Source organism: uncultured Shewanella sp. (assembly GCF_947491715.1).
Taxonomy (GTDB): Bacteria; Pseudomonadota; Gammaproteobacteria; order Enterobacterales; family Shewanellaceae; genus Shewanella.
Window position 1 is genome coordinate 1 of record NZ_CANLKR010000040.1, and the last position, 17,292, is coordinate 17,292.

14 protein-coding genes are annotated in these 17,292 nt (G+C 39.8%); 10 read left to right on the forward strand and 4 right to left on the reverse strand.

The genetic code is table 11. The annotated features are described in order from the left end of the window. From Q0779_RS19855 to rplY, 4 genes are all read left to right on the forward strand, one after another. Positions 1–496 (forward strand): response regulator (locus Q0779_RS19855; protein ID WP_298775361.1); only part of this gene is annotated, 496 nt, incomplete at its 5' end. A 154-nt stretch (positions 497–650) separates the two neighbouring features. After that, entirely contained in the window at positions 651–2,033 is a 1,383-nt protein-coding gene (locus Q0779_RS19860) for a L,D-transpeptidase family protein (RefSeq protein WP_298775364.1), read from the forward strand. A gap of 115 nt (positions 2,034–2,148) precedes the next feature. After that, positions 2,149–2,697 carry a DUF882 domain-containing protein gene (locus Q0779_RS19865; RefSeq protein WP_298775366.1) on the forward strand — a complete coding sequence of 183 codons (549 nt, stop codon included), beginning with the start codon at positions 2,149–2,151 and terminating at the stop codon, positions 2,695–2,697. 183 nt (positions 2,698–2,880) lie between these two features. After that, the gene (rplY, locus tag Q0779_RS19870; RefSeq protein WP_298775368.1) at positions 2,881–3,168 is read left to right on the forward strand and encodes a 50S ribosomal protein L25; all 288 of its coding nucleotides are present in this window, start codon (positions 2,881–2,883) and stop codon (positions 3,166–3,168) included. A gap of 45 nt (positions 3,169–3,213) precedes the next feature. On the opposite strand, the gene Q0779_RS19875 is transcribed toward rplY, so the two are convergent. The 4 genes from Q0779_RS19875 to sodB form a co-directional block, all read right to left on the reverse strand. Next, positions 3,214–4,731, reverse strand: coding sequence for a SpoVR family protein (locus Q0779_RS19875; protein WP_298775369.1), 1,518 nt, complete (start codon positions 4,729–4,731; stop codon positions 3,214–3,216). An 8-nt stretch (positions 4,732–4,739) separates the two neighbouring features. After that, positions 4,740–6,008, reverse strand: coding sequence for a YeaH/YhbH family protein (locus Q0779_RS19880; protein WP_298775371.1), 1,269 nt, complete (start codon positions 6,006–6,008; stop codon positions 4,740–4,742). Positions 6,009–6,056: 48 nt separating this feature from the next. Next, positions 6,057–7,991, reverse strand: coding sequence for a PrkA family serine protein kinase (locus Q0779_RS19885; protein ID WP_298775372.1), 1,935 nt, complete (start codon positions 7,989–7,991; stop codon positions 6,057–6,059). A 245-nt stretch (positions 7,992–8,236) separates the two neighbouring features. Then, positions 8,237–8,821, reverse strand: a complete 585-nt coding sequence (gene sodB, locus Q0779_RS19890) for a superoxide dismutase [Fe] (protein ID WP_298775373.1) — start codon at positions 8,819–8,821, stop codon at positions 8,237–8,239. 230 nt (positions 8,822–9,051) lie between these two features. Between sodB and Q0779_RS19895 the strand changes: the two genes are divergently transcribed. From Q0779_RS19895 to Q0779_RS19920, 6 genes are all read left to right on the forward strand, one after another. Next, positions 9,052–9,390, forward strand: coding sequence for a Grx4 family monothiol glutaredoxin (locus Q0779_RS19895; protein ID WP_298775374.1), 339 nt, complete (start codon positions 9,052–9,054; stop codon positions 9,388–9,390). An 835-nt stretch (positions 9,391–10,225) separates the two neighbouring features. Then, positions 10,226–10,873 carry a LysE family transporter gene (locus tag Q0779_RS19900; RefSeq protein WP_298775376.1) on the forward strand — a complete coding sequence of 216 codons (648 nt, stop codon included), beginning with the start codon at positions 10,226–10,228 and terminating at the stop codon, positions 10,871–10,873. A gap of 174 nt (positions 10,874–11,047) precedes the next feature. Further along, positions 11,048–13,186 (forward strand): bifunctional 23S rRNA (guanine(2069)-N(7))-methyltransferase RlmK/23S rRNA (guanine(2445)-N(2))-methyltransferase RlmL, encoded by a 2,139-nt coding sequence (gene rlmKL, locus Q0779_RS19905; RefSeq protein WP_298775377.1) that lies wholly within the window; start codon positions 11,048–11,050, stop codon positions 13,184–13,186. After that, complete coding sequence (locus tag Q0779_RS19910) at positions 13,173–13,412, forward strand: glutaredoxin family protein (protein ID WP_298775378.1); 240 nt, start codon at positions 13,173–13,175, stop codon at positions 13,410–13,412. The genes rlmKL and Q0779_RS19910 overlap by 14 nt, the downstream gene beginning before the upstream one ends. After that, positions 13,409–15,340, forward strand: a complete 1,932-nt coding sequence (locus Q0779_RS19915; protein WP_298775379.1) for an ABC transporter ATP-binding protein — start codon at positions 13,409–13,411, stop codon at positions 15,338–15,340. The genes Q0779_RS19910 and Q0779_RS19915 overlap by 4 nt, the downstream gene beginning before the upstream one ends. A 26-nt stretch (positions 15,341–15,366) precedes the next feature. After that, on the forward strand, positions 15,367–17,232 hold the full coding sequence (locus Q0779_RS19920; RefSeq protein ID WP_298775380.1) for a DUF3466 family protein: 1,866 nt from the start codon (positions 15,367–15,369) through the stop codon (positions 17,230–17,232). The last annotated feature ends 60 nt before the right edge of the window (positions 17,233–17,292 follow it).

Consider the following 17,292-nt stretch of genomic DNA (forward strand, 5'->3'; position numbering starts at 1 on the left):
TAATACAGATAATACAGATAATACAGATAATACAGATAATACAGATAATACAGATAATACAGATAATACAGATAATATCGAGAAGGTGGATCTGGCAAATAAAAATATTTATAAGCCACTTATTTTAGTCGTAGAAGATAACCTTGTTAATCAAAAAGTGGCGACGATGCTTTTGAAAAAAGGAGGCTATGATTATGATATTGCAAATAATGGCCAAGAAGCCGTGGATAAAGTGTGTTCGGGTGAGCAATACTCGGTTATTTTAATGGACTGTATGATGCCCATTAAAGATGGTTTTCGTGCAACAGAGGAGATCAGGGCATATGAGAAAGACAAAGAAATTAATCCTGTAGCGATCATAGCGCTAACGGCGAGCGTATTAGATGAAGATATCCAGCACTGTTTTGATTGCGGTATGAATGATTATACGGCCAAGCCTTTCAAAAAAGAGGCATTATTAGCTAAGATAGATAAATATATTCAACTGATCACATAAATCTCCATTGAAAGATTGGTTTAGATCTGTAGGAGAATATTGAAGGTTATTTTTGGGTATAATGAGTCACCTCTACATTTTGTCACAAACAGTCGTTTAATTTTCGCCATACTTAAGTAGTAGCCCTTTAGTCTCGATTGATGGTGATAATGTGATGTTTAAGCGAAGTGCTTTAATATGTTGTCTTGTTGTTTATCTTTCTTCAATTTCATTGTTTGCTCAAGAGCGTGAGAAATTAAGCCGTCAATTAATCGCCGATCACTTGTTATTCCTATCCTTTGTTGATCCAGATAGCGCCTTCTATGATTATTACTTGCTTGTTGAAAACAAAGATCTGACTTATCACAGCGCATTGAGAAACAGTATTGAATCTGAAGTATCGAGTTATTGGGAAGGTAAAGCGATCCCTTTGAAAGATCCATATTTTAGATTAGAAGCTGATGTTTACCAACGGGCCGTTGGGCTGGAACCTCAGCTTGATGACTTTTTGTTTCTAACGAATAATATTAAGCATTTTACATGGCTAGAAGACTCTTATTCTTGGCCGCTGTTATCTTTGACTCGACTGATTAAGGAAGGAGATAAGGATCCTGTTCTCAATCAAATTGGGTTGAGATTATGGTTATTAGGGGATTTGATGGACTCTAGTATGATAGGCAGTGATTATACCGAACAACTGGTTGGGGCGGTGAAAATATTTCAACAACGTCATGGTTTAGAAACCGATGGTGTTATTGGTCCTGCAACTTTGCGTTGGTTAAATGTGAAACCTCGAGATAGAGCGAGAATGTTGGCTGAAAATTACGTTAAGAAGCATACTTTCTTGGCTAATCGAGAGCCGCAATTTATTGTGATTAATATTCCGGGCTTTGACATGTTACTTGTTGATAATGGTGAAATAAAGTTAGATTCCCGTGTGATTGTCGGTAAGCCTTCACGTCAAACACCTTTACTCAGCAGTGCAATAACAAATGTCATTATTAATCCTAGTTGGCGAGTTCCCAAGCGTATAATGTACCGTGATTTATTGCCTAAAATTAGACGCAATGGCTTGTATATTAATCAAGGAAATTATGAAGTGTATGATAGAGATGGGCAACGATTGTTTCGCACTCCCTCTCAATGGAGTGATATTGCTAAAGGCGCTTTTCCATATCGTTTAGTACAAAAACCAGGGGAAAAAAATACCTTAGGGCGTTATAAGTTTTATTTTCCAAATGACTTCAGTATTTATTTACATGATACAGTGACACCTAACTTATTTAACAAAGCTAATAGAGCATTATCATCAGGATGTATTCGTGTTGAAAAGGTCAAATTTTTGGCTGACTGGATGGCAGAGAATTTAGTGAACGATAAAAAAACATGGCAACGAATGCAAGTGAAACGAGAAGAAAGTCGTTGGTTTTCTCTCAAGTCATCCTTGCCTGTGCATCTTGTTTATTGGACATCTTGGCTAGATAAAAAGGGGAAAGTGCAACACCGAGCTGATATTTATAACCAGCAAAAAGCGCAATTACTTTCAGTGGCTCACTAACCTTATTCAACAACTTAGCAAGGGAAATGTTAAATAACAACCATATTGCTTGCTTTGTGACCAATTAAAGGGTAGCTTCTCCTCTGTTGTTTATTTATTGTTCAGTGGGGATTCAGTGTCTGTTGTATGTTCTGCTCGAAGACAGTTATTGTTAGGGCTCGGAGGCGCTGCTGCGTTTTCGGTATTACCAAAAAAAGCCAATGCTAGTCGGTCCACAAAAGGCGTGAGAACCTTGAGTTTTTATAATCGCCATACAGGGGAGCGTGAACAAGGAAGTTACTGGGTTGATGGGGATTATCAAACTAATATTTTAACTGAGTTTAATCAAATACTACGGGATTTCAGGCAAAACGAGACCATTCCGATGGATAAGCGTTTGTTTGATTATGCCTTTAAACTTCAAAATGCACTTAATGTGAAAGAAGAAATTCATATTATTTCTGGTTATCGCTCACCGAAAACGAATGCAATGTTAGCAAGAAGAAGCAGTGGTGTGGCGAAGCACAGTTATCATATGAAAGGAATGGCGCTTGACCTTGCTTTACCGAGTGTAAAATTGGCCGATGTCAGAGAAGCGGCTATGTCATTGAAGCTGGGTGGCGTGGGATATTATCCTAAGTCAGGGTTCGTGCATATTGATACCGGCCCAGTAAGGCATTGGTGAGGGAATAAATCTTCAAACAGGGCTCACTAGAGCCCTGTTTTTATTGTTTTGTTTGCCTATACATGGATTAGAATAAAGTGTTTGTTGGTTTGTCGCTTTTGTGGTAGGATGCGCTTCGCTTTAAAGCAGGGTATTTTTGGTCGAAAAAAATGCCTTTTATTTTTTAATTTTAGTGAGTAAATTATGTCTTATACTATTGTTGCACAAATCCGTACTGAATTAGGGAAAGGTTCGAGCCGCCGCCTACGTCATGCAGATAAAGTTCCTGCTGTTGTTTATGGACCAGGTAAAGAAGCGATTTCTATTGTTTTTGATCACAAAGATATCATTAACATTCAAGCTAATGAAGATTTCTACACTTCAGAGCTGACATTAACTATTGATGGTAAAGACACGAAAGTACGTGTTCAAGATATGCAACGTCATGCGTTTAAGCCTCTTATTGAGCATGTTGATTTCAAATTCGCTTAAATTTTAATAAGCGAAAAAAGCGCCTGAAAGGCGCTTTTTTTATGTCTAATGAGAAACTTTCTCTGGGCAAGCTGCGAGTAAAACAATATCTCCTTGTTCATTTTCTTGTTCGATTTTTACGTTAAATCCCCACAGTTCGTGTAAATGTTTAACGACTTCGTGACAACTGTCGTCGAGTGGAATTTGATGGGTAGGAATATACCTGAGTGTGAGGGAACGATCGCCTGAAATGGCAACATTTTGAACTTGGATGTTGGGTTCTAAATTGGATAAGTTGTATTGCTGGGATAACATTTGCCGAATATCTTGGTAGCCTTGTTTATCATGAATCGCTGACACTGATAAATGATCCTTGCTATTGTCATCAAGAATAGAGAAGAGTTTAAATTGCCGTATGATGTTAGGTGAAAGGTATTGGCTAATGAAGCTTTCATCTTTGAAATTTTCCATTGCGAAGTGCAAGGTGTCTAACCAAGGTGTCCCAGCGATATCGGGAAACCAGTGTTTATCCTCTTCAGTAGGGGATTCACAAATACGCCTTAGATCAACAAACATATTAAAACCAAGAGCATAAGGATTAATACCGTTATAGTAAGGACTATTATAGGCGGGTTGTGTTACGACATTAGTGTGGTTTTGTAAAAATTCAAGCATAAAACGCTCGGTCACTTTTCCTTCATCGTAGAGGTGGTTGAGAATGGTGTAGTGCCAAAACGTTGCCCAACCTTCATTCATGACTTGTGTTTGTTTTTGCGGATAAAAATATTGCCCCATCTTGCGCACTATACGCACGATCTCGCGTTGCCAAGGTTTGAGTAGAGGCGCATTCTTTTCAATAAAATAAAGAATATTTTCCTGAGGCTCTGAGGGGAAGTTAGGTTCTTTTGTTTCAGCTATCGTTGCTTTGGGGGTGGGGATGGTTCGCCAAAGATCATTAACTTGGCTTTGTAGATAGGCTTCACGTTCTTTTTGTCTGAGTTGTTCTTCTTTGAAGGATATTTCACTGGGGCGTTTGTATCGATCGACACCGTAATTCATTAGAGCATGGCAAGAGTCGATAATACTTTCTACGGCTTCTATCCCGTGAACTTCTTCACATTCACTAATATAGTTACGAGCAAAGACAAGGTAATCAATAATAGAACTTGCATCTGTCCATGTTTTAAATAAGTAATTATTTTTGAAAAAGCTATTATGGCCAAAACTGGCATGGGCCATGACAAGGGCTTGCATCGTGATGGTATTTTCTTCCATAAGGTATGCAATGCAGGGATTGGAGTTGATAACAATTTCGTAGGCTAGTCCCATCTGCCCACGTTTATAACCTTGCTCTGTTTGAATAAAACGTTTTCCGAAAGACCAGTGAGTATAACCTATCGGCATACCTATGCCAGCATAAGCATCCATCATTTGTTCAGCGGTGATCACTTCAATTTGATTAGGGTAACTCTCTAACTTGTAATGCGCCGCAACACGTTCAATCTCTATTAAATAGTCTTGTAGTAAATCAAAGGTCCAGTCTGGTCCATCATTTAGTGGTGTTCGAATCGTTTTTTTCCCCATAATGCCCCCTAAACCGATTGTTTCTTGAATAATTCTCTAAAAACAGGATAGATATCGTCAGCGTGTTTAATATGTTGAACGGCAATGTTGGAAAATGATTTTTGCAAGTTTTCATATTCTCGCCAGAGTGTCTGGTGAGCTCTATTGGTAATTTCAATATAACTAAAATAACGAACGAGAGGTAAAATATTTTTTTCCAATAGCTTATGGCATTGAGGAGAGTCATCAGCCCAATTATCACCGTCAGATGCTTGTGCTGCGTAGATATTCCATTCAGTTTCAGGGTATCGTTTTTGTTGAATTTCATGCATGAGTTTTAGTGCACTTGAAACTATGGTTCCTCCTGTTTCTTGAGAATAGAAAAACTCTTGTTCATCGACTTCTTTGGCTTGGGTATGGTGCCTAATATACACGACTTCGAGGTTTTTATAGGTTCTTGTTAAAAATAGATATAAAAGTATGTAGAAGCGCTTAGCAATATCTTTTGTGGCTTGATCCATTGAACCTGAGACATCCATTAAACAAAACATGACAGCTTGACTTGAAGGGATTTCTTTTTTGATGAAATTATTGAATCGTAGATCGAAAGTATCAATAAAAGGGACTTTGGCAATCTTGTCTTTTAAGGTTTTAATTTCAGCTCTTAGTGTGATGATTTTTTCAGCTTCAGCACCGGGTGTATCTTCTAGTTGCCTTAATTCATCTTCTAATTTTTTAAGCTCTGCTCTTTTTGAGGCAGATAAGGCAATGCGTCTAGCCAGAGATGAACGTAAAGAGCGGACAATATTGATATTCGCGGGGACACCATCATTGGTAAATCCGGCACGAACAATTTGATATTCGACTAATTTATTGAGCTGGTTTTTTTGTAAGTTGGGCAGTTCTAAATCTTCAAATAGCAGTTCTAGGTACTCATCTTTTGATATTTGAAAAATGAAATCATCTTGGCCTTCACCGCTATCAGAGGCATCCCCTGGACCCGAGCCACCTCCTTCACCTGAGGGAGGACGATCTATTTTATCGCCCCGCATAAATTGATCGTTACCTGGATGGACTCTTTCTCTTATTCCCCCTTGGCCTTGATGAAAAGAAGGTTCATTAATATCACGGGTTGGAATACTGACTTCTTCTCCTTTATCTACATCGGTGACACTGCGACGGGTGACGGCATCACTGACTGCCTGTTTAATCTGTTTTTTATAGCGATGAATAAATCGTTGACGATTAACGGTGCTTTTACCTTTAGCATTTAAGCGTCTATCAATAAAATTAGCCATATGGACCTCCAAAACGACGAGATCAATTGATCTCGTCTCACCACTCAGTTAAGAAGACTTACGCACTCTTAAATACCATTCAGATAAGAGCCTGACTTGTTTTTTTGTATAGCCTTTTTCCATCATTCGGTTAACAAAGTCATCGTGTTTTCTTTGATCGTCATTGGAGGTCTTAGTATTGAAAGAGATAACAGGTAGTAAATCCTCAGTATTAGAAAACATTTTCTTTTCTATTACCGTCCTCAGTTTTTCATAACTGGTCCAAATGGGGTTCATACCATCATTGTTGGCTCTTGCTCTGAGTACAAAATTGACAATCTCATTGCGGAAATCTTTGGGGTTACTTATCCCTGCTGGTTTTTCAATTTTTTCGAGTTCTGCATTTAAGGCAGCACGGTCGAATAATTGTCCTGTATCTGGGTCTCGATACTCTTGATCTTGGATCCAAAAATCGGCATACACGACATAGCGATCAAAAATATTTTGTCCGTATTCAGAATAAGATTCGAGGTAAGCTGTTTGGATTTCTTTACCAATAAATTCGACATATTTAGGAATGAGATAACCTTTTAAGAATTCAAGATAGCGCTCTGCAACATCAGCAGGGAACTGCTCTTGTTCAATTTGCCGTTCTAATACATAAAATAAGTGAACGGGGTTAGCGGCAATTTCGGTATTATCGAAGTTAAAGACCCTAGAGAGGATTTTAAAGGCGAAACGGGTCGATAAACCTGACATTCCTTCATCGACGCCTGCATAGTCGCGATATTCCTGATAGGACTTTGCTTTAGGATCGGTATCTTTTAAGCTTTCCCCGTCATATACGCGCATTTTAGAGAAAAGAGATGAGTTTTCTGGTGGCAGAATGCGAGATAAGACACTAAATTGTGCCAAGGTTTCTAATGTGCCAGGGGCACAAGGAGCCTGATGGAGTTCAGAGTTACTGATCAGCTTTTCATAAATCTGGATTTCTTTGGTTACGCGAAGACAATACGGGACTTTAACAATGTAAACGCGGTCAAGAAAAGCTTCATTGGTTTTATTATTTCTAAAAGTCGACCACTCAGATTCATTTGAGTGGGCAAGAATTATCCCGTTATAAGGCAGTGCGGACAGTCCCTCTGTGCCGTTATAGTTGCCTTCTTGAGTGGCTGTGAGTAAAGGATGTAGCACCTTTATTGGAGCTTTAAACATTTCCACAAATTCCATAATACCTTGATTGGCACGGCATAATGCGCCTGAATAGGAATAAGCATCGGCGTCATTTTGAGCAAAGTGTTCTAACTGTCTGATATCAACCTTTCCCACTAGAGAAGAGATATCTTGGTTATTCTCATCTCCAGGCTCTGTTTTGGCTATGGCAATTTGATCTAAAATGGAAGGGTAGACTTTAATGACTTTGAATTTAGCTATGTCCCCACCGAATTCATGGAGTCGTTTGACTGCCCAAGGTGACATGATGGATTTTAAGTAACGTTGGGGTATTTGGTATTCTTTCTCGATTAATTTGCCATCTTCTTCAGGATTAAAAAGGCAAAAAGGGTGATCATTGACAGGACTTCTTACTCCATCAGCACTTAAGACATAAATGGGAATATTTTGCATTAAGGCTTTGAGCTTTTCTGCTAAAGATGACTTCCCTCCGCCAACTGGCCCCAATAAATAGAGAATTTGTTTTGACTCTTCTAGTCCTTGGGCTGAATGCTTAAGGTAAGCCACTATTTGCTCTATGGCGTCTTCCATGCCATAGAATTCATTGAATGCGGGGTATTTGGAGATTAATCGGTTAGAAAATATTCGACTAAGAATCGGATCTTTAGCCGTGTCAATTTGTTCTGGCTCTCCGATAGCGAGTAATAAACGCTCAGCTGCAGAAACGTAGGTGGTTTTATCTTTTTTACAAAGAGTTAAGAATTCTTCTAATGAATACTCTTCATCGAGTTTTTTTTCATAGCGTTGCTGGTAATGTTCAAAGATACCCATAGTGCACTCCCCCCCTGATACGCCAAAATATAATGATAGTGGTTTGAATGATTTGGCCCACTATTATTAATTTTAGACCTAAAAAGGGGACTTGGTATGTAAATCTCAATAAAAACAACAACAAATAGTTGCGATTGCAACAGTTGCATTTGTTTGTGGGAGGTAATGGTTGAGGGTTAGGGGGACGGTAAGTGGTTAAAAAGCAGATATCACTGATACCTGCTTATCAATAATAAAAAATGATATTACGCAGCAAAGTTCTGGTTAACAAACTCCCAGTTTACTAATTCCCAGAAGTGTGCCAGATAATCAGGGCGAACATTGCGGTAATCGATATAATAAGCATGTTCCCACACATCAACGGTAAGTAGAGGTGTCACGCCTTCATCTGTTAATGGTGTTGCTGCATTGCTAGTATTAACAATGGCTAATGAACCGTCGGCTTTTTTGACTAACCAAGTCCAAGCACTGCCGAAATTGTTTACAGCAGAATCGGTGAATTGTGCTTTAAAGGCATCAAATGAACCAAAGCTTTTTTCAATGGCGTTGGCAATTTCGCCTGTTGCAGCGCCACCAGCATTGGGGGCTAAACCATTCCAGTAGAAAGTGTGGTTCCAGATCTGAGCTGCATTGTTAAAAATACCGCCAGATGAGGTTTTAATGATGTCTTCAAGTGATTTGCTTTCCAGCTCAGTGCCTTCGATCAAACCGTTTAGCTTAACCACATAGGTTTTGTGATGTTTACCGTAATGAAACTCGATAGTTTCTTGAGAGATGTGTGGCTCAAGGGCGTCGTTTGCGTATGGTAATGCTGGTAGTTCAAAAGCCATTAGCTTTCTCCATTAACTCTAAGTTTATGTTTATATGTCTTGCTCACTGTTAATCATTTTACCCAATAAAAGGGGTGAGTGTCTCTTTCTTTGTGAAATATTTTAAAAATATTTATCCTTGATTTGTTTTTGTCAATACCCTTTTAAAAAGTAGGTTTTTGTTCTGGTGTAACCTGACGTACAATAGTTGCTAGACATAGGTTATGTTTTACCAGCTTAGGAATAAAAAAATGGAAACAGTAGATAAAATTAAACAGCAACTTTCTGAAAACCCAATTATTTTATATATGAAAGGGTCGCCTAAGTTACCGAGCTGTGGTTTTTCATCTCAAGTTGCTCAGATCATGATTAATTGTAATGAGCAATTTGCGTATGTGGATATTCTTCAACATCCTGATATTCGTTCTGAATTACCTAAATATGCCAATTGGCCGACATTTCCTCAGCTATGGGTTGAAGGTGAGTTGATTGGCGGTTGTGACATTTTGACTGAAATGTATCAAAAAGGGGAATTACAGCCCATATTGAAAGAGACGGCGGATAAATATAGGACGGAAGAGCAAGATTAATTTGCTTTTTGATAAAATGGCCGATCACTAATATGTTGTTCGGCTGTTTTGACGCCATACCGGTTTGTATGGTAATGACATTACTGCTTTTGAGTACCGTTTTTATCACCTAAAAAATATGTGGTGATGATGTGAATCGACATATCATTTCATTCGCTCGTTTTCCTTTATAGAGCAAATCGAGAGGATATTTTGCAACTGGACGTCATCATAATGTGAAGCGACACCTTACGTATTGTTTAATAAGATCCTTGAAGTCATATCCAGTTAGTCGTTAATATCAAAGTCGCAATTGTCTTTTATTTACTGAAAAAGTAACAGGCTCTGCTTTAAACTGTAATGTGTTTGTTTGTTAAACATTAGGTTAGAATAATTGCACTTATAGCATTTTAGACTGAACTAGTATGACAAATTGATGTACTTGATGTGTCTTATTCTCTATTTATATATTAATCAGTAGTAAAATTACCTTTTAGTTATTTTATATTACGTTCGTTGATAATTTGTAATATATTGATTTTATTGCTTTAAGTTTGTTATTGATAGCTTCGTAATTCAATTGTTAACAATAAATATTTGTTAAAAACTACTGATAATTAAAGGTATTTAATTTGTTTTTTGATTGAGATAAATAATGAGTATAGGGAAAGAAGGTGTGCCAATAATATCGATTGTGTGATGAATTAATACGACATTATCTTTCTTGTCATCGCGATTTTAACGTTGTTACTCTAAAGTACTGCATTAATATCCAATACATAAATTATTTGTGAATATAATTTAATGAATATAATGATAGCCTTTATTTATTGTTTTTCAGTTAATGGTTGTCAATATGGTATCAATGATTTTACTTGGTTTGTCCTTTTCTGCCCCTATCGGGCCAGTATCGGCAGAAGCAATTAGACGCGGGTTGATTGGCGGCTTTATGCCAGCTTTTAAAGTAAAATTTGGAGCAGCGTTAGGGGATATCGTATTTATTGTTGCTGCTTTTTACGGTATGTCAAAGATAGCGAGTAATACGTTATTGTTGGGGGTGTTGTCTTTATTCGGTGGTGCATTACTGCTTTATATTGGAATCAAAAACATCATAAAAGCGATTAAGTATCGTGAAATGTTGAATCAAGATAATCATGATGATACTGACGCAGGGAAAGCAAATCAGGTTGAAAGTTTATCTAATGGAGTGCAAGTGGGTTTTGGTATTTCGATTATGAATCCTTTTGCTTTGGCTTTTTGGTTAACTATTTTTACCAGTGGCGAATTTAGTTGGGGGACGGATAACACCAGTATTCTTTTGAATGTGTCATATCTATTTATCGGGATTTTGCTTTGGGATGTGATTTTGGCCGGTATGCTAGAAGGGGGGAAGCGGATTGTGAATGCCGTGACCATTCGACTCGTGACGGGTGTTGCTGGTTGTTACCTCGCTTGGATTGGTATGACATTTGTTTTTGATAGTGTGATGCGTTTGATGGGATAGAAACCCTTTATATTGAGTGAATTTAATCAGAAGGTGATCAAGGGATCCCTTTTATTGTCGATGCAAGTGAAGGCTGCTTCTTATTGAAGAGGAGATTCTTTGATTCTTTGATTCTTTTATGGTGTTGAAAAGGTATAATGTGGCATTGATTTTTCTTGTGATCTGATTATACCCATGTTGAATTTTTTTGCTGCGGCCCCTCGAGGCTATGAATATGCACTTTCTTTAGAGCTGGCAGAGCTTGGTGCGACAAATATTAAAGAGAGTGTTGCGGGGGTGTATTTCTCTGCACCTCTCGATCTAGCTTATCGCATTACCTTGTGGTGTCGGCTAGCAAGTCGGATTATTTTAGTGATCTACAAAGGGCCCTGTGAGAGCCCCGAACAGCTTTACAATGCGGCTTACTGTGTGGATTGGCAGACCCATTTCTCGAATAAAAGTACCTTTAGTATTGATTTTCATGGGTTGGGTGGATTCATTAACAATACCCAGTTTGGTGCACTTAAAATAAAAGATGCGGTGGTGGATCGCTTTCGTGATGATGGCAGCGCACGCCCAGATGTATCCCGTGTCGATGCTGATTTTAGAATCGATGCCCACTACCGGCGAAATGAAATTACTTTAGGCCTTAATTTTTCGGGCCCAGCATTGCATCAACGGGGTTATCGAACCAATGTGGGTGAAGCGCCCTTAAAAGAGAATTTAGCCGCCAATATGTTAGTGCGTAGTGGGTGGCAAAAAAATCCACAAACCTTGTTTGATCCTTTTTGTGGTAGTGGCACCTTGTTGATTGAAGCTGCGATGATGGCGTGTGATATTGCACCTGGTTTGCAGCGCAAATCATTTGGCTTTGAGCATTGGCTACGTCATGATGTAAAAGGGTGGGATGCTTTGTTAGAAGAAGCCAAAGCTCGCGCATCATTAGGTAAAACACGTTGTGATATACAGTTTTATGGCTCGGATATTGATTCACGCATGATTGCCTTGGCAAAAGGCAATGCCGATGCGGCGGGAGTGTTTGAGTTAATTGACTTTAAAGTCATTAATGCGCTTAATGTTAGTGTGCCTGCTGAAACAGGATATTTAATCAGCAACCCGCCTTATGGGGAACGTTTAGGCAATACCACTGAGTTACTGCAATTGTATTATCAATTGGGTGATAAGTTGAAAGCGGAATTTGGGGGGTGGCAGGTCGGAATCGTGAATAGCGATACTGAGTTATTGTCTTGCCTGAAGTTAAAAGCCGATAAACAGATGAAAATGTTTAATGGTCAACTCGAATGTGCCTTTAACCTTTATACTTTGCATGCGAATAGCACTCGCCGAGTGGATCCTGCGAACATCAAACAGTTAGGCGCGCCGAGTGAAGCAGCGCAGCCTTTTGTAAATCGTTTAAAGAAAAATGTGAAGCAATTAGAAAAGTGGGCAAAAAAAGAAGGGGTGGACAGTTACCGTTTATATGATGGCGATATTCCGGAATATAATGTGGCCATTGACCGTTATTTAGATCATGTCATAGTACAAGAATATTCAGCACCTGCTGAAATACCTGAATCTGTGACTAAGCGCCGTATTACCGATGTGTTACTGTCTTTGCCGAGTGCATTGGATATTAGTCCGGAGCATATTGTGCTTAAGACCCGTGAGCGTCAAAAAGGCAGTAACCAGTATCAAAAAAGAGAAGATGAAACATTAGAGCGTATTACACAGGAATATGGCGCTAAGTTTAAGTTAAATCTTAAAGGGTATTTAGATACAGGTTTATTTTTAGATCATCGTTTAACCCGTAAGCTGGTTGGGCAAAAATCATCTGGGCGCGATGTACTGAATCTGTTTGCCTATACGGGGTCTGCCTCTGTGCATGCGGCATTAGGCGGTGCCAAATCGGTGACAACGGTGGATATGTCTAATACCTATCTAAATTGGGCTAAAGATAATTTTGAGCTTAATAACCTTGCCGGTAAGCAGTATGAGTTTGTACAAGCGAATTGCCTGCACTGGATAAAAACGTGTCATCAAACCTTTGATTTAATTTTCATCGATCCACCGACATTCTCAAATTCAAAGCGCATGGAAGATTCTTTTGATGTTCAGCGCGATCACGCCAATATGCTGGTGAATTTGATGCGATTATTAAATCCAGAAGGTGAGATCATTTTTTCAAATAATAAGCGCAAGTTTAAGTTAGATAAAGCGGTGCTGAGTGCGGCTAACATCCATGTGCAAAATATTGATGACAAGACATTGCCATTAGATTATAAACGTAATCCACACATTCATAATACTTGGCTGATTAAACATGCAAAAGGGTGATTATGTGCTTTACGGCACTGAGGGGTGTCATTTGTGTGAGCTAGCCGAGGTGTTAGTGGCAGATTTTCAGTTAAGTGTGCATCATCAAGATATTTGTGATGATGAGAGTTTAGTCAAGCAATATGGGATCTCTATTCCCGTATTAAAGCAGGTTAAGACGGGTCAGGAAATTGCTTGGCCTTTTACGCAAGTCGAAATACAAGAATTGATTAGGGGTGTCGTTTGAGTCTGGTTCGTATTAATAATGGTTCGTTAGCGTACGGTTATACGCCACTCTTGCTTAATGCTGATTTTACCATTGAAGCTGGAGAGAGAGTCTGTATTGTTGGGCGTAATGGTGCGGGTAAGTCTACATTATTGAAAGTGTTATCAAAAGATGCACAGCTTGATGATGGTGAATTCAATATTACCAATGATGTCAAAGTGAGCCGCCTGCAACAAGATCCGCCAAAGGCAGAAGAAGGCACTGTGTATTCTTACATCGCAGGTGGACTAAAAGCGGTGGGGGAAAAATTAGAACGTTATCATCAGTTATCCCACGATGTCGCTCATGCCTCCCCTGATGATATGGAGCGCATGCTGAATCAAATGCAGCGTTTGCAAGAAGAGTTAGATCACAGTAATGGTTGGTTGCTTGATAGCCGTATTCAGCAAAATTGTGAACGTTTAGGCCTTGATCCTGATAAAGCATTGAATGCGTTATCTGGTGGTTGGCAACGTAAAGTCGCTTTGGCTCGCGCTTTAGTGAGCGAACCGGATTTATTACTCTTGGATGAGCCTACTAACCATTTAGATATTGATACCATTGAATGGTTAGAAACATTTCTACTCGGCTATAAAGGTGCAATTGTCTTTATTAGCCACGATCGGGGATTTATCTCGCGTATGTCGACGCGCATTGTGGATCTTGATCGTGGTGTGGTGACGTCTTGGCCTGGAAATTACCAACAGTATTTAGAAGGTAAAGCAGAGTGGCTCAGGGTGGAAATGGAGCAAAATGCCCATTTTGATAAAAAACTGGCTGAAGAAGAGGCGTGGATCCGTCAAGGTGTTAAGGCGAGACGGACTCGCAATGAAGGCCGAGTGCGCGCGTTAAAAGCACTTCGAACAGAGCGCAGTGAACGCATTAATCGTCAAGGTGGCGCTAAAATGGCCGTATCGGATACAGAGCGTTCCGGTAAGCTTGTGTTTGATATTGAGAACTTAGAATATAATATTCCTGAGAAAAACTTAGTTAAAAACTTTACCAGTGCGGTGATGCGCGGTGACAGAATCGCCTTGATTGGCCCCAATGGTTGCGGCAAGTCGACCTTAATTAAATTATTAATTGGGCAGCTTGAGCCACAATGTGGTGAAGTGAAAGTCGGCACTAAGCTTGATATCGCGTACTTTGATCAATATCGTGAAGCGCTTGATCCGGAAAAAACCGTTGAAGACAATGTGGGAGAAGGCAAAAAAACCGTCACTATTAACGGTCAAGATAGGCATATTTTAAGTTATCTTCAAGATTTTTTGTTTTCGCCAATGCGCGCCAGAACGCCAGTAAAAGCCTTATCGGGGGGTGAGAAAAATCGTTTATTATTGGCACGATTATTATTAAAGCCTGCGAACTTAATTATTCTCGATGAGCCTACCAATGATTTGGATATTGAGACCCTTGAGTTATTAGAATCTTTGTTAACCGATTATAAAGGGACCTTGCTCATTGTTAGCCATGATAGGGAGTTTATCGATAATACGGTAACCAGTAGCTGGTGGTTTACCGGTAATGGACACTGGAGTGAGTATGTGGGGGGCTATCAGGATGCGGTGCGCCAAGGTGCTAAATTTTATTCTGAGGAACCTGCTAACGAAAAGGCTGTCCAAGCACCTGTTGAACAAAGCAATATTAAGCAAGTGAAAAAAGACAAGACCTCGGTTGAAAAAGTTGAGAAAAAATTGTCCTATAAATTGCAACGAGAGCTTGAAATGCTGCCGGCAACTATGGAAACCCTTGAGGAAGACATTGATACTTTGACCAATGAAATCGCCGCGCCAGCATTTTATGAACAATCACAAGATATCGTTAATAAGAAGCTCGCCTTATTAGCGGATAAAGAACAACAATTGGAAGTTTGCTTTGAGCGATGGGAAACGCTTGAGTCGATGAAGTAAGCTTAAAATAATAATAGGAAATAACAATGACGTTTACAGTAAACAGTGCCTTATCGTTAGTGGCCCTTGGGGTATTTGGTGTGTTACAAAGCGCGACTGCAGCGGATGTCTATGAAGTCGTGAATTTAGATGAAGTCTACAATAGTAGCGATACGAACCCAAGATTAACCGGCACCTTGTCAGCCACGCAAAAAGGCTTTGGCATGGTGATAAACAATAACGACTTTTCTCTCGGTACAGCCACCAATATTGCTAAAGCTGCATCAAATGGTGTGAGCTTGGCGGATGCCATTGCACCGTCAGAGTCCAGTACAGTGACTCCATTAGACAGCAGCGGTAGCTCAACAGACAGCAGTGGTAATGCTTATAAAATGTCAAATACCACCGCCATGGTGGCCAGTCAGTTTATTTTTACCAGTGATCTTAATGATGCCAATACTGCATGGACGCCCAACTTTGTGAGCGTTAATGGGCAAGTCACGCCCGTCTATCCTGATGGTGGTGAAAATACGGTTGATAGTTACTATTATGGGTTAAATGATAGCGACTTACGAACGGGGGCTATGACAGCGCCAGAGCAAACGGACAGTTCTACGGGAACGACTTATTATTATCGTGATTATGAACTGCGGGGCTTTGTACAAGAGAGCACAAATACTGAAATTGAATTAGTGCCACCTTATACAGATTATACAGGTACGGACAGTAATGGTGATAGTGTGACTGTGACCTTGGGGGGCTGGTCAGTCGGCGCGGGGGTGAATACTAATAGTATCGTCACAGGTTATGCGAGCACCGGTTTAAGCAGTACCAGTCAAGGTTATGTCGATGCTTGTATCACGGGGAGTGCAGCACTTGATGCTTGCATTCAAAATGAACAATATAGTGGTAATATTGATTATCAATTGCGGGCTTATGTGTGGCAATATGATTCTACAACGAGTGCTGTTACGGCCACTCAGTTACCCCTTGGTGCCACAGAATCAGGCACAACGGTATACGATGCGCAAGGCTTAGCCATTAATAATAGTGATGTGGTGGCGGGGCGCTCTTATGTGTATCGCAATAATGGCAGTAGCTTATATTATGACGCAGCATATTGGACGCCAAACGGTGATGGGACTTATGCCTATAACTGGATAGATACGGGCAGCAGTACCACAACATCCATTGCGAAAGGGATTAACGATAACGGCATAGTAGTGGGCAGTTACACTAAATACATTAACAGTTACCTTCGCAGTAAGTTCTTCTATTATGATACACAATCCGGTGGCTCTGTTGTGACACCGAATGATTTTTACAGCAGTACCTCAGACTTAAGCAGCGAAGCCTATGACATCAATATTAATAATCAAGTCGTGGGCTGGATTGAGTCAAAAGACAGCAATACGTCGACTAATCGTCCTAAATCCGGCTTCCTGTATAACATGAATGCGCAGGAGTTCAATGATGTCAATGATTTATTGACCTGCGAGTCGAAAGGTTATCAACAAGATACAGCAGGCAATTGGAGCCGTAAACAAGTTACGGTGACAAGTGGTACTGGTGAAGTATTCACTTATGATGAAGATATTGATATTGTTCAAACCAATAGTATTAATGACAATGGTGTGATAGTGGGAATGGCTATGGTGCAAAAGCCTGTCTACTCAACCAGTAATGGCAGCGTGGTGATTGGTGCTAACGGCTTACCGAATATTGAGAAGGCAGGTAATGGTGGCCCTGTGACCTCTGCGGTATCTCGTATGGTAGTGCTAAAGCCTGTATCAGGTGGTACGGCTTGTACTGTGAGTTCTGGCAATGAAAACTATACCCGTGAAGGGGCAGCCAGTTTTGCTTGGTTGTTGTTTTTACCCATATTATGGTTTAGACGCCGTTATAGTGTTTAATATCACTGATTGATTAATGAGAGTATGAAGAGCGGACAGCAATATCCGCTCTTTTTTATG